The organism is Streptomyces albus subsp. albus, from assembly GCF_000719865.1.
Classification (GTDB): domain Bacteria; phylum Actinomycetota; class Actinomycetes; order Streptomycetales; family Streptomycetaceae; genus Streptomyces; species Streptomyces albus_E.
This window is the reverse complement of record NZ_JOID01000006.1, coordinates 47,085-60,834: the sequence shown is the minus strand read 5'-3', so window position 1 is coordinate 60,834 and position 13,750 is coordinate 47,085. Positions and strand designations below refer to the sequence as shown.

Here is a 13,750-nt window from a genome sequence, read left to right as displayed (position 1 = left end):
CCGGGCGCGCTCGCGTGCGGCGGGGCGGTGTACGGGCCCGGCAGGGCAGCGCCGCCGGGCCCGTGCGGGCCGTCGTCACTTCACCGAGCCGGCCATGACGCCCTGGACGAAGTGCCGTTGGAAGGCGAAGAAGATGGCCACCGGGACGATCAGGGACAGGAACGCGCCGGGCGCGAGCACCCCGATGTTGCTGCCGAACTGCCGCATCTGTGACTGCAGGGCCACCGTCAGCGGCTGGGACGAGCTGTCGGCGAAGATCAGCGCCACCAGCATGTCGTTCCACACCCACAGGAACTGGAAGATGCCCAGGGAGGCGATCGCCGGCCGCCCCAGGGGGAGCACGAGCCGGGTGAAGATCCGCCATTCGCCGCCGCCGTCCATCCGGGCGGCCTCCAGCATCTCCTGGGGGATCTCCGCGAAGTAGTTGCGCAGCAGGAAGACCGCGAACGGGAGCCCGTAGGCGACGTGGAAGAGGATGACGCCCGGGATGGTGCCGAAGAGCCCGAGGGCTCCGAACATCTTGGCCACCGGCAGCAGGCCCACCTGGACGGGGACGACCAGCATGGCCACGACGACCAGGAAGATCCAGTCGCGGCCGGGGAACTCCAGCCAGGCGAAGGCGTATCCGGCGAGCGCGGCCACGACGATGACCGTGACGGTCGCGGGCACGGAGATCAGCACCGTGTTCCAGAAGGCGTCCACGATGCCCGAGTCCCGCAGCAGGGCGGTGTAGCCGTCGAGGGAGAGCCGGCCGGGGTCGGCGAAGGCGGTCCACCATCCGCTGGAGGTGTTGTCCTCCTCGGGGCGGAGTGAGGCGACGAGCAGCCCGGCGACGGGGGTCAGCCACAGCAGTCCGACGACGGCCAGGAGGAGTTGCACCAGGCCGCCGCGGGTCCGTCCGGCGAGCCGGGAGGCGAGGCCGGGCCGCGGCGGGCCGGCGGCCCCGGCCGGGCCGGCGGCGCGGGTGCCGGGCCGCGGGCCGGAGGGCGCGCCGGAGCGGGCGCCGGCCCGGGGGGCGGTTCCGGAGCCGGGGGTGACGGTTCCCTGGGCGGTCATGGCTGGCTCCTGCGGAAGCGTCGGATGTTGAAGATCATGGCCGGGGTGACGGTGAGCAGCAGCAGCACGCCCAGCGCGCTGCCGAGCCCCTGGTCGTTGCCGCCGCCGAAGGACACCAGCCACATCTGCATGGCCAGCACGCTCGCCTCCTGCTGCACGGGGCCCGGCGCGATGACGTAGACGAGGTCGAAGACCTTCATCACGTTGATCACCAGGGTCACGAAGACCACCGCCAGGACCGGGGCGAGCAGGGGCACGGTGATCCTGCGGAAGATCTGCCACTCCCCCGCGCCGTCCATCCGGGCGGCCTCCAGGACGTCGCGGGGCATCGCGGACAGTCCGGCGGCGATCAGCACCATGGCGAATCCGGTCCAGATCCACAGATAGGCGCCGATGATCGCCGGGGTGATCAGCGCGGGCCCGAGCCAGGCGACGCCTCCGTACGGTTCGGCGAAGTTCTCGGCGGGCAGCCGGAGTTCGTAGCCGCCGGGTGCGAGGCCGGTGAAGCGGTACGAGCCGTCGGCGGCCGTGGTGGCCGTGCCCGCCACCTCGCCGTCCCGGACGGCCTCGACCGTCATCCCCGGCAGTCCGCGTTCGGCCGGGTCCACGCGGTCCGGTTCGCCGCCCCCGCCCGGGGTGAAGTCGATCCACACCACGCCGCGCAGTTCGTCCCCGGCCGCCGGGGCCGCGGCGGCCTTCCCGGCCGGCTTCGCCTCCTTCGGGAAGTCCTTGGGCGGGACGCCGACGAGGGGCAGGTTCAGCACGCCGCCGGGCGACACCGTCTCCGCGGAGCGGTACGAGCCGTCGGGCCGCTTCTTCAGGACCTCGCCGTCGCGGGCCCGGGCGGTGGGGTAGCCGGTGCTCTCGTCGAAGACGTCGTGCACGCCGACGGCCACCGCGTTGAGCACGCCGCGCTGCGGGTCCTGCTCGTAGACGACGCGGAAGATGATGCCCGCGGCGAGGAAGGAGATCGCCATCGGCATGAACATCAGCAGCTTGAAGGCGGTGGCCCAGCGGATCTTCTCGGTCAGCACGGCAAGGACGAGGCCGAGGCCCGTCAGCAGCGCCGGGGCGACCACGACCCAGACCGTGCTGTTGCGGATGGCCGTGAGGGTGGCCGGGTCGCGGAACATCTCCGCGTAGTTGTCCGCGCCGACGAAGCGGGTGCCGGAGGCGTCGAAGAGGCTCCGGCCGACGGTGAAGAGGATCGGGTAGGCGACGAGCGCGCCCAGCAGGAGCAGCGCCGGCAGCAGGAAGAGGAGGGCGGTGAGCCGCCTGCGCCGGGTGGCGCGCCGGCGCCCGGTGGGCACGGCGCCGTCCGTCGTGCGGGGCGGCGCCGCGCCTTCGGTGGTGCCGGGCGCCGCGGCGCCCGGCGGGGAGGTGACCGACATGGGAAGTCTCAGTCCTCAGTCCTTGTAGGCCTTGGCCGCGGCGGCTTCGAGCTTCGCCGCCGTCGCCTTCGGGTCGGAGGGGTCGCGCAGGAAGTCCTGGAGCAGCTTCCACTCGCCGACGCCGGCGGTGCCGCCGAAGGCTGCCGGGGCCTGGTCGGACATGTCGAAGCGCACCGCGTCACCGGCCTCGACGAGGGAGACGGCGATCTGACGGGTCGTCTCGTCCCGGTACTTCTCGGGCTTCAGGGACTCGTTGGGGGAGACGAAGCCGCCCTCCGCCGCCCAGATCTCCGCGGCCTCGGGGGTGGCGAGGAACTCCACGAGCCGCTGGGCGGCCTCCGGGTTCTTGCCGGCCTTGAGCACGGCGGCCGCGTCCCCGCCGCCGACGACCGGCGGCTTGCCGTCACCGATGGCGGGGAAGGGGAAGAACTTCGCGTCCTCGCCGACCTTCTTCTTGTGGTCGCCGGCGACGATGCCGCCGACGAAGTCGCCCTCGTAGACCATGGCCGCCTCGGGGTCGTTGCCGAAGACCTGCTCGACGGACTCGGGAAAGTCGGTGCGCAGGGCGCCCGCGCTGCCGCCGGCGACGAGGTTCTTGTCGGCGAACAGTTCGCCGAGCGTGGTCAGGGCCTTGACGACGCTGGGGTGGGTCCAGGGGATCTCGTGGGCGGCGAGCTTGTCGTAGTTCTCCGGCCCGGCCTGGGAGAGGTAGACGTTCTCGAACCAGTCGGTGAGCGTCCAGCCGTCCTGGCCCGCGACGGAGAAGGCGGGCACGCCCGATTCGGAGAGGGTCTTCCCGGTCTCCAGCAACTGCTCGTAGCTCCGGGGCGGTTCGACGCCGGCCTGCTCGAAGGCCCCGGGGCTGTACCAGACGGTCGACTTGTTGGACGCCTTGAAGTACAGGCCGTAGTAGGTGCCGTTGACGGTGCCGTAGTCGCGCCACACCGGCGCGAAGTGGATGCCGGCCTTCTGGTAGGTCCGGGAGGACAGCTTCTTCAGCCAACCCTTGTCGGCGAACTGCTGGAGCACGCCGGGCTGGGGGACCATCACGACGTCGGGGGCGTTGCCGCCCTCGATCTTCGTGCCGATGAAGGTGGAGAGGCTGTCGCCGGTGGGGACGAAGCGGGTCTCGGCGCCGGTCTTCTCGGAGAAGGCGTCCAGCACCTTCTGGAAGTTCTTCTGCTCGGTGCCGGTCCACACGCCGGCGACCGTCACCGTCTTCCCCTTGAGCTCCCCGGAGCCGGAGCCCGAGCCGGAGCCGGTGTCCGCGGAGGTGCCGCCGCCGCAGGCGGTCGCGGTGAGGGCGAGGCAGATGGCCGCGGCCGTGCCGGCCGCCGCCGTGCGCCGCCGTCTCGGGGTGTGGTGCGCGGTGTGGTGCGTGGTGCCGTTCATCGGGTGGTTCCCTTCGTGGAGAGATCGCTGATCCACCAGGCGGTGGTCGAGCCGGGGAGGATCCCGGCGGGGCAGTCCCCGCTGGCGAGCAGCGGGGTGCCGGGGACGGGCGCCGGTACGGGGTGGAGGCCGAAGTTGACCGCGCACACCAGGCCGTCGCCGCGGACGAACGCGAGGACCTGCGGCGGTGTCTCCAGCCAGCGCAGGCCGTCCTCGCGCAACTGGGGCAGGGTGCGGCGCAGTTGGAGTCCGTCGCGGTAGAGGTGCCAGAAGGAGCGGGTGTCGGCGAGCGCCCGGTCGGTGGCGTGCTCCGCGAACCACTCCGGCTGCGGCAGCCACGGGCTGGCCGCGCCCTCGCCCGCGGTGAAGCCGAATGGTGAGGCGTGGCCGGACCAGGGCAGCGGCACCCGGCAGCCGTCGCGGACCCGGCGGCGGCTGCCGGTGCGGCGGAAGATGGGGTCGGTGAGCACCTCGTCGGGCAGGTCGACGACCTCGGGCAGGCCGAGTTCCTCGCCCTGGTAGACGTAGGCGGCGCCGGGCAGGGCGAGCATCAGCAGGGCGGCGGCGCGGGCGCGGGCCGGGCCGACGGTGGTGTTCTCACCGGCGTAGCGGGTGACGGTGCGCACCTGGTCGTGGTTGTTGAGGACCCAGGTGACGGTGGATCCGGTGCCGGCGATGTCGGTGAGGGCCTCGCCGATGGTCTTCCGGAAGGCGTCGACGTCCCATGCGGCGCTGAGCAGGTCGAAGAAGAACGCCTGGTGCAGTTCGTCGGGGCGTACGTAGCGCGCGTGTTCGCGGGCCGTGGGCACGGACACCTCGCCGACGAGGAGCCGGTCGAGCCCGTCCCGGGCGGTGTACTCATCGCAGATCGCGCGCCAGTCGCGCCACACCTGGTGGACCTCGGGCTGGTTCCAGGCGAGGGGGTTGACGGAGTCGCGGGCCCGCTCGTCGGCCTCCGGGTCCGGGGAGTCGGGAAGTCCGGGGTGCTTGAAGAGGCCTGCGGCGACGTCGATGCGGAAGCCGTCCACGCCGCGGTCGAGCCAGAAGCGGAGGATCTCCTCGAAGGACCGGCCGACCTCGGGGTTGCGCCAGTTGAGGTCGGGCTGCTCGGGGGTGAAGAGGTGGAGGTACCACTGGCCGGGGCGGCCGTCGGCTTCGGTGACGCGGGACCAGGCCGGTCCGCCGAACATGGCGCGCCAGTTGTTCGGCGGCAGTTCGCCCCGCTCGCCGCGCCCGTCGGCGAAGTGGAAGCGGGAGCGGTCCGGTCCGCCCGGCACGTCCGCGAGGGCGGCGCGGAACCAGGGGTGCTCGCTGGAGCAGTGGTTGGGGACGATGTCGATGACGACCTTGAGGCCGAGCCGGTGGGCGTCGCCGACGAGGCGGTCGAACTCGGCGAGGTCCCCGAAGGTCTCGTCGACGCCGCAGTAGTCCGCCACGTCGTAGCCGTGGTCGTGGTGCGGTGAGGGGTAGAAGGGGCTGAGCCAGATGCCGTCCACGCCGAGCTTCTTGAGGTACGGCAGCCCGGCGCGGACGCCGGTGAGGTCCCCGATGCCGTCCCCGGTGCTGTCGAGGAAGCTGCGGACGTAGATCTGGTAGATCACGGCATCCCGCCACCAGTGCGCGGTGGTGGTCTGTGGGGTGGTGAGCATGGCTGTACCCGTTTCGCTCGGTCGCTCGATGGTGCTGCGGCCGCGCTGCTTCCGGCGCCGCTGCTATGCATGCATGTTATGTAGCGATGACGAATGGGTGTCAACGAGTGTGCAGCACAAAGCAGCGCCCGGGAGGGGTTTCGTCCTCTTATGCTCCGGATTTCCGGGCAGGCCTTTACCTAACAGGTAAGTAGGTAGCTTCTCCGGGGGACGCGGGCTGAGGGAAGCGGCGCGAGGGCGGGTCCGTCAGCCCTTGCGGACGATCGCCCGGAGTTCGCGCTCCAGACGCGCCACCCCGGACGCGGGCGTCTCCCGCAGCGCCATCACGTCGTGCACGACGGCCTGGACCGCCAGGTTCACCTGCTCGTAGCGCGGGCTCTTCGGCCGCGGCTTCGCGGCCAGCACGCTCTCCTTGAGCGTCGGCAGATACGGGAACCGCCGTACCAGCGCCGGGTCCTCGTACAGCTCCGCCCACACCGGCGGCAGCGCGCCCTCGGTGAGCACCCGCCGCTGGACCGTCTCACTGGTCAGATAGGCCAGCAGGTCCGCCGCCGACTCCTTGTGCCGGGAGCGGGCGTTGACCGCGAGGTTCGAGCCGCCGAGGATGCCCGCGGCGGGACCGTCCGGGCCGGGCAGCGGGACCACGCCGAACCGGCCCGCCACCTTCGACGACTTCCCGCCGGCCAGCGCGTGGACGTACGGCCAGTTGCGGAGGAAGAGCAGCCGGCCCTCCTGGAAGGACCGCCGGGATTCCTCCTCCTTGTAGGTGAGGGCCTCGGCGGGGATCCACCCCTCCCGCACCCCGTCCGCGAGGAACTGCAGGGCCTCCCGCGCCTCGGGGGAGCCGACCGTGACCCGGCTGCCCTCGCCGGCGAGGATCGAGCCGCCGGCGGACTGCACCGCCTCGGCGGCGTTCACCGTGAGGCCCTCGTACTGCAGGAACTGCCCGGCGTAGCCGTCCAGGCCGTGCTCGGGGGCCACCGTGCGCGCCAGCCGCTCCAGCTCGTCCCAGGTGCGCGGCGGCTTCTCGCCCGCCTTCTCCAGGACGTCCTCGCGGTAGTAGAGCAGCCCCGCGTTGGTCACGTACGGCAGCGCGTGCAGCCGGCCGCCGAAGGTGGCGGTGTCGACCACGGGCGGCAGGAAACGCTTGACGGGGAAGCGGTCGGCGTTCAGCGGGGCGATCCAGCCGGCCGCGGCGAACTCGGAGGTCCAGGCCACGTCGATGTTGAGGACGTCGTAGCGGTCGCTGCCGGAGCGCAGGCTCGTCGACATCTGGGCCCGCACCTCGTCGGCCGCCTCGGGGAGTTCGACGAGCGTGACCTTCTCCCGCGGGTGCGCGCGGTTCCAGTCCGCCAGGACGCCCCGCAGATAGCCGGTGAGGTCGCCGCCCGTCACCAGCGTCAGCGGTCCGCGGCCCCCGGAGGCGGCGGTCTGCTCCCCCGCCCCGGCCTGCGGGCCCGTGTAACCGGCGAAGATCACCGCGGCGGCCAGGAGCCCCCTACCCGCGGCCCGCGTCCACCGCATAGGTTCCTCCTTGGCACTCGGCGCCGGCGGCCCGCCCGGCGCCCAAGGCCCCTGTATACCCGTTGGGCATACGGGATACTAGGGGTCGGCACAATGTGCTGGGGCGATCGGGCTCACAGCCGGAGCCGGCCCCCCAACAAGCAGGTAGGGCCTGGAAGGAGGCGGGAGTCCGTGCGTCTGCCCCTCCTGGCACTCCTGGCGAAGGGGCCCGCCCACGGATACGAGCTCAAACAGGCCCTTGAGAAGCTTCTGGGCGCCGCGTACCCTCAGCCGAACATCGGGCAGATCTACGTCACCCTCGGCAGGCTGGAGAAGGCGGGACTCATCGAGGGCGAGGACGTCGCCCAGACGGCGCGGCCGAACAAGCGCATCTACCGGCTCACGCCGGCGGGGCGGGAGGCGGTGGCCGCCTGGTTCGAGGAGCCGACCGCCGAACCCCGGGTTCGGGACGAGTTCTTCATGAAGCTCGCCCTGGCCCCCGACTCGGGGGCCGACCAGATCGCCCTGATCAACAAGCAGCGCCGCCACTACCTCAACACCATGCGCGACCTGTCGAAGCTGGCCGCGGCCGAGGACCGGGACAACCGCGTGGCCCAGCTGCTCATCGAGGGCGCGATGCTGCATCTGCAGGCGGATCTCGACTGGTTGGAGCGCTGTCAGGAGGAGCTGGAGTGAGCCGCGAGAACGACGAGACGGCTGCCGCCGGGACGGGCGGGACCGGCGGGACGGACCAGTCCGGCGGCACGGGCGGGCCCGGCGGCACGGGCGACGGGCCCGGCCCCATCCTGCGCGCGGAGGGCCTCGTCAAGACCCACCGCACCGACGGCGCCCCGGTCCACGCCGTCCGCGGCGTCGACCTGAGCGTGGCGCGGGGCGAGTTCCTGGCGGTCACCGGCCCCTCCGGCGCCGGGAAGTCCACGCTGCTCCACCTCCTCGGCGGGCTCGACCGGCCGGACGAGGGGCGCCTCTGGCTCGACGGCCGCCGGGTGGACGGCTGCAGCGAGGCCCGCTGGGCTGTGCTCCGCCGCCGCGGTATCGGCATCGTCTTCCAGTTCTTCAACCTCGTCTCCCATCTGACGGTCGCCGACAACGTCGAACTGCCCGCTCTGCTCGCCGGCCGCTCCCCGAAGGAGGCCCGGGAGAGCCGCGCGGAACTCCTCGCCGATCTCGGCCTGGAGGGCAAGGAGAACAGCACGCCCGGTGAGCTGTCCGGCGGCGAGCAGCAGCGCGTGGCCCTCGCCCGCGCCCTCGTCAACCACCCGGCCGTGCTGCTGGCCGACGAGCCCGCCGGCAGCCTCGACAGCAAGGGCACCCGCGAGGTGCTGCGGCTCCTCTCCCGCTACCACGCGCGCGGCCAGACCATCGTGCTCGTCACCCACGACGCCCGGATGGCGAGCGCGGCGGACCGCGTGATCAGCCTCTTCGACGGCCGGATCGCGGACGACGCCGTGCTCGGCGGCGGCGCCCCGCGCTCCGGCGGCGTGTCCGGCGTACTCCAACTGAAGGGCTGACCGGGATGCGGGCCACGGTGCGCTGGGTGCGCGCCGATCTGCGGACGCACCGCGGGGAGGCGCTGTTCCTGGTGCTCGCGACCGCCGGGATCATCGCCTCGCTGCTGCTCGCGGGCGCCTTCCTCACCTACGCCGCCAATCCCTGGCAGCGCGTCTTCACCCAGTCGTCCGGCGCGCATGTGTGGATCCACGCCAAGGCGTCGGCCGACGCGGGGACGCTGGCCGGGCTCGACGGGGTCCGGGACGCCTCCGGCCCGTTCCCCACGGCGGCCGTCACTGCCGAGCTGGGGGACGACCGGGCGGCGGTGCGGCTGCGCGCCGCCGGTGCCGAACCGCCGGCCGTCGGCCGGCCGCTGCCCGTCTCCGGGCGGTGGCTCGGCCCCGGCACCCCGGACGGCGTCGTCCTGGAGAGCTCGGTGGCCCGCGCCCTGTGGGCCGAGCCGGGTGACGCGCTGCGGATCCGCGGCCCGGACGGGAACGTCCGCCGGCTGCGGGTGGTGGGCGTCGCCGACAGCGCGGAGCCGCGCTACGCCCCGGGCGAGAACCCCGGCACCGGCTGGGTGCTCCCCGGCGCCCTGGAGCGCGTCGCGCCGGATGAGGAGCGCCGCGGCCTCGCGGTGGGCCTGCGGCTGGACGACCCGGAGGACACCGACTTCGCCGTCCAGCGGGCCGTCACCGCGCTCGGCGCCGAGCAGATCGCCGAGGTGTCCACCTGGAAGCAGGCCCGCTCCGAGGCCGTCGGCGGCGACCGGCTCCTCGGGCTGCTGCTGGGCGCGTTCGGGCTCTGCGCGCTGCTGGCCGCGGCCCTGGCGGTCGCGGGCGCGGTCGGCACCCGGGTCCACGGCCATCTGCGGGACATCTCCGTCGCCAAGGCCATCGGTTTCACCCCGGCGCAGCTCGTCCGGATGTTCCTGGCCGAGCATCTCGCCCTGGCGGTGGCCGGGGTGGCCGCCGGTGCCCTCCTCACGGAGCTGCTCGGCCCGCACCTCCCGGGCCGGGCCGGGGAGGCCATGCGGCTGTGGCGGGACCTCCCCGAGCACACCTGGGTCCCCCTGGTGACGGCGGCGGGCGCGGTGCTGCTCATCGCCGCCACGACGGCGTCCGCGGCGTGGCGGGCGGGGCGGGTCCCGCCCGTGCCCGTGGCGCGCGCGGCGGTCCCGGCGAGCCGCCGGATGTCGGGCACGGCCCGGCGCGCCCTCGGCCTGCGGCTGCCGCCGGCTCTGGTGCTGGGCTGGCGCGGGGCGTTCCACCGGCCGGGGCGGTCGGCCGCGGCCGTGGGGCGGCTGGCCGTTCCGCTGCTGCTGATCACCGTGGCGCTGAGCGCGTGGAGCACCCTCGACCGGTTCGGCAGCCGGCCGGAGGAGGTCGGCCTGGCCGCGTCCCTCGTCGTCCGCGGGGACGGGATGGCCGACGGGGAGCTGCGGCGCCGGCTGGCCGCCGAGGACGGGGTGGCCGCGGCGCTTCCGGGTGCGGAGGCCGAGGCGCTCGTCCCGGGCCAGACCGGCACCATCACCTTGCGCGGGCTGGGCACGGCGGCCCAGCCGTACCCGTTCTCCATCGCCGAGGGCCGGGCGCCGCGGGGGCCGGACGAGGCCGTGGCCGGGCAGGGACTGCTCGACCTGCTGCACGTGGAGGTCGGCGACTGGGTCCGGATGACGGTCGGCGGCCGCCCGCAGGTGCTGCACCTGGTCGGCCGGAGTATCGAGCCGGAGGACGGCGGGCGGATCGTCTCCACCTCCCTGGACACCCTGCGGGAGAGCGGCGCCGCGGACGGGCCCGGCTTCTACCGGCTGGTGCCGGCGGACGGCGCGGTTCCGGCGGACATCGGCGCCCGGCTGTCCGGGGACGCGGGCGGCGGGCTCGACGTGCGGGAGACCGCCAATCCGGCGGACCGGCTGTCGTCCGTGCGGGGCGTGATCGTCGGGCTGGTCGCGGTGCTGGCGCTCATCGCGCTCGCCGAGCTGTCGACGACCATCGCCGCGGGTGTGCGGGACCGGCGCCGCGATCTGCTGGCGCTCAAGGCGATCGGACTGACACCGCGTCAGATCATGGCGGTGATCGTGGCCGGCACCGGCTTCACCGCTCTGGCCGCCACCGCGGCCGGCGTCCTCGCCGGGGCCCTGGTCGCGGGCCGGCTGATCGACCTCCAGGGCGCCGCCTCCGGTATCGGCGCGGGCGTCGCCCAGCCGCCGTCGCCGGCCGCGCTGGCGCTGATGGGCATCGCCGTGGTGGCCGGGGCGATCGCCGTCTCGGTCCCGCCGGCCGCCCGCGCCGTGCGCCGCCGCCCGGCGGACTCGCTGAGCGATACCCTCTGAGGCGCCGGCGGGACCTGCCCGGGGCAGCACGGCGGGCGGCCATCTGCTGCCGACCGCCGGACAGGCTCCCGGCGCGTCGGCGGCGCACCCAGACCCGGGCGCAGTTCGTACACCCAGGGGTGTCCCTCGCGTGCGGTCGCGCAGCCGCCAGGCGCCGAGCCGGAGATCGTCGTCGACGCCGAGGGCGGCGATCCGGCGGCCTTCGGGCACCTGGGCGATCGGGGCGCATACCGCATCTCGACACGGGCAATGGCGTCCTGCACACTGACCGGCGCGGCGGGGAGGTGTCCAGTGAACTCCAGGCGGGCACGGCGAGCAGACGTGACGGGAGCGCCGGTCGGGAACGCGGCCGCGAACGGAGCCGGGCAGACCGGACGCGAACCGCCGGCGGCGGAGCCGCACACCCGGGGACGGGGAAGCCGCACGGGTCCGCTTTCCCACCACCCCGGTTCACAGCACCCCTGGACGGGACAGCCGGGCGGGATCCGCCGCGTCTCCCGGTCCGGCAGCGGACCCGTGCTGGGCCGGGCACTGCGGATCCTCGGCGCTTTCAGCACGGACCACCCCGAGATGTCGCTCAGCGAGCTGTCCCGGAAGTCCGGTCTTCCGGTGTCGACCGTGCACCGGATGCTGGGCGAGCTGACGGCCTGGGGAGCTCTGGAACGCGGCGCGGACGGCCGCTACCGGATCGGGCTGCGGCTGTGGCAGGTCGGCTCGCTGGCGCCGCGAAGCCAGGGACTGCGGGAACACGCGATGCCGTTCCTGCAGGACCTTTCCCAGATCACCCGCGAGAACGTGCAGTTGGCTGTGCGCGAGGGGACCGAACTCGTCTTCGTCGAGCGCATCGCCGGGTCCGGTGCGGTACCCGTGCTCACCCGCGTGGGCGGGCGGTTCGCCATGACCGCCACCGGCGTCGGGCTGGTGCTGCTCGCGCATGCCCCCGTCGAGGTGCAGGAGCAGGTGCTCACCAGCCCCGTCGAGCAGTTCACGCCCCGCACGATCACTGATCCGCAGGTGTTGCGCCGTCTCCTGGCCGGCATCCGGACCAACGGCTACGCGGTCAGCGAGCGTCAGGTGACGATGGATTCGCTGTCGGTCGCCGCCCCGGTGCGCGACGGAGAGAACACGGTGATCGCCGCCGTATCACTGGTGGTTCACTACGGCAGCGCCTCACCGGGCGCGCTGGCGCAACTCGTCTGCACCAGCGCCCGGGCCATCTCCCGCGCCATGTCCGCGCCGCGCCCCTGACGTTACCGCCCACCCGGCCTGACGCCCATGACCGCGGGCCGCGGAACACCCTCTGCCGCCCTCCAAGGACCGCACGCACGCGGGCACGCACCCGGCGAGTATTCCGACAATGTTTCCCGGCATCCGGAAAGGCCCCTGGGCGACGAGGCTGCCCCGGGGCACCATGAAGCGATGATGCGGCGTCGGGGCCGGCACTCGTCGCCGGGCCACGCCGGCCGGTGCACGCCGCGGGCCTCGAAGACCGCACCGCGCTCGGCCACAGGAACTGCCGCGTCCCGCCCCCTCGCAACTCGCCTGCCGTTGCGGCCCGGACCGGGCCCGCCGAAAGCGACACCGGACCGGACCCCCTCCCCGAAGGGAACAACCATGACCGCTTTTGTGCGCAATCAGTGGTACATCGCCGCTTACGGCCGCGAGGTCGGGCGCGAACTCCTCGGGCGGACCGTGCTGGGTGAGCCGGTCCTGCTGTACCGCACCGAGGACGGCCGGGCCGTGGCGATGTCCGACCGGTGTGTGCACCGCCGGTTCCCCCTGTCCCAGGCACCGAGCCGGCTGGACGGTGACCACGTGATGTGCGGCTACCACGGTTTCACCTACGGCACCGACGGCGTCTGCGTCTTCGTACCCGGACAACAGCGCATCCCCCGCACGGCACGCCTGAAGACCTATCCGGTCGTCGAACAGGACTCCTTCGTGTGGGTGTGGATCGGCGACCACGAACCCGGCGACCTGGTGCCCCCGCGCGCCCCCTGGATGGACTCCCCCGACTACACCGTCGTGTCCGGGATGGAGCCGATCGACGGCAACTACGGGCTCCTCGTCGACAACCTCCTGGACCTCTCCCACGAGACCTACCTGCACGGCGGCTACATCGGCACCCCGGAGGTCGCGCGGACGCCCATCACCACCGAGGTCGACGACGCGGCCGGGATCGTCTACGTGAGCCGGCACATGGACGACGCGGAGTGCCCGCCGTTCTACGCGAAGTCCACCGGCATCGAGACCCGGATCACCCGGTGGCAGGACATCGAGTACCACGCCCCGTGCCTGTACCTGCTCCACTCCCGCATCGCCCCCGTCGGCGCCCCCGGTCCCGGCCCGGACGGCAGCGACCCGCACGCCTTCCACGTGGAGGTCGTCTACGGCATCACCCCCTCCACCGAACGGACCACCTACGACTTCTGGGCGGTCGCCCGCGACTTCGCCCTCGGCGACGAGAAGGTCAGCGAGTTCCTGCACACCAGCAACCACACCGTGGTCATGCAGGACGTGGTGGCCCTCAACGCGCTGCAGAAGTCCCTGGACACCGAGAAGGCGGGTTACCAGGAGCTGAGCATCAACATCGACACCGGCGGCCTCGCCGCCCGGCGGATCCTCGCCCGCCTGGCAGAGGCCGGTGCGGACCAGCCGGCCGCGGTGGCCCGGTGAAGGCCCTCCACCCCGCCGCCCTGACGGGCGACGGGGTCTTCCGTATTCACTGGCTGCTGGGCACGGACCGGCTGCTGGCCGTCTGCCACTGCGGTGCCGAGCGTCAGTTCGAGGACCCGGAGGAGGTGTGGGACTGGCTGCTGGGCCATCCCGAGGACCACCACCCCGGCACCGCCGCCGAGCCCGACGGCTCCCGCCCCACCCGTCCCCGGCCGCGCCCCGTCCCGGCATAGCGG

Annotated in this window: 11 protein-coding genes; 6 read left to right on the top strand and 5 right to left on the bottom strand. The window is 73.4% G+C overall.

Annotated elements, in window-relative coordinates; genetic code table 11:
• Positions 1–75 precede the first annotated feature (75 nt).
• From IF83_RS0106960 to IF83_RS0106940, 5 genes are all read right to left on the bottom strand, one after another.
• Positions 76–1,056, bottom strand: a complete 981-nt coding sequence (locus tag IF83_RS0106960; protein WP_078843238.1) for a carbohydrate ABC transporter permease — start codon at positions 1,054–1,056, stop codon at positions 76–78.
• Entirely contained in the window at positions 1,053–2,447 is a 1,395-nt protein-coding gene (locus tag IF83_RS0106955; RefSeq protein ID WP_078843237.1) for an ABC transporter permease, read from the bottom strand. Before IF83_RS0106955 ends, IF83_RS0106960 begins: the two co-directional genes overlap by 4 nt.
• 15 nt (positions 2,448–2,462) lie before the next feature.
• Positions 2,463–3,839: an ABC transporter substrate-binding protein gene (locus IF83_RS0106950; protein WP_078843236.1), complete on the bottom strand. Its 1,377-nt coding sequence runs from the start codon at positions 3,837–3,839 to the stop codon at positions 2,463–2,465.
• The gene (locus IF83_RS0106945; RefSeq protein WP_030543165.1) at positions 3,836–5,488 is read right to left on the bottom strand and encodes a glycoside hydrolase family 13 protein; all 1,653 of its coding nucleotides are present in this window, start codon (positions 5,486–5,488) and stop codon (positions 3,836–3,838) included. Before IF83_RS0106945 ends, IF83_RS0106950 begins: the two co-directional genes overlap by 4 nt.
• 246 nt (positions 5,489–5,734) lie before the next feature.
• Positions 5,735–7,012 carry an ABC transporter substrate-binding protein gene (locus tag IF83_RS0106940; RefSeq protein WP_030543164.1) on the bottom strand — a complete coding sequence of 426 codons (1,278 nt, stop codon included), beginning with the start codon at positions 7,010–7,012 and terminating at the stop codon, positions 5,735–5,737.
• A gap of 171 nt (positions 7,013–7,183) precedes the next feature.
• Between IF83_RS0106940 and IF83_RS0106935 the strand changes: the two genes are divergently transcribed.
• The 6 genes from IF83_RS0106935 to IF83_RS0106910 all read left to right on the top strand — a co-directional run bounded on the left by IF83_RS0106935 (position 7,184) and on the right by IF83_RS0106910 (position 13,747).
• Entirely contained in the window at positions 7,184–7,687 is a 504-nt protein-coding gene (locus tag IF83_RS0106935; protein ID WP_030543163.1) for a PadR family transcriptional regulator, read from the top strand.
• A gap of 107 nt (positions 7,688–7,794) precedes the next feature.
• Positions 7,795–8,523, top strand: coding sequence for an ABC transporter ATP-binding protein (locus tag IF83_RS0106930; protein WP_030543162.1), 729 nt, complete (start codon positions 7,795–7,797; stop codon positions 8,521–8,523).
• Positions 8,524–8,528: 5 nt separating this feature from the next.
• Entirely contained in the window at positions 8,529–10,838 is a 2,310-nt protein-coding gene (locus IF83_RS0106925; protein ID WP_030543161.1) for an FtsX-like permease family protein, read from the top strand.
• A gap of 516 nt (positions 10,839–11,354) precedes the next feature.
• Complete coding sequence (locus IF83_RS0106920; RefSeq protein ID WP_030543160.1) at positions 11,355–12,086, top strand: IclR family transcriptional regulator; 732 nt, start codon at positions 11,355–11,357, stop codon at positions 12,084–12,086.
• Between the two features lie 366 nt (positions 12,087–12,452).
• Positions 12,453–13,514 (top strand): aromatic ring-hydroxylating dioxygenase subunit alpha, encoded by a 1,062-nt coding sequence (locus tag IF83_RS0106915; RefSeq protein ID WP_030543159.1) that lies wholly within the window; start codon positions 12,453–12,455, stop codon positions 13,512–13,514.
• Positions 13,511–13,747, top strand: coding sequence for a hypothetical protein (locus tag IF83_RS0106910; protein ID WP_030543158.1), 237 nt, complete (start codon positions 13,511–13,513; stop codon positions 13,745–13,747). The genes IF83_RS0106915 and IF83_RS0106910 overlap by 4 nt, the downstream gene beginning before the upstream one ends.
• Positions 13,748–13,750 lie beyond the last annotated feature (3 nt).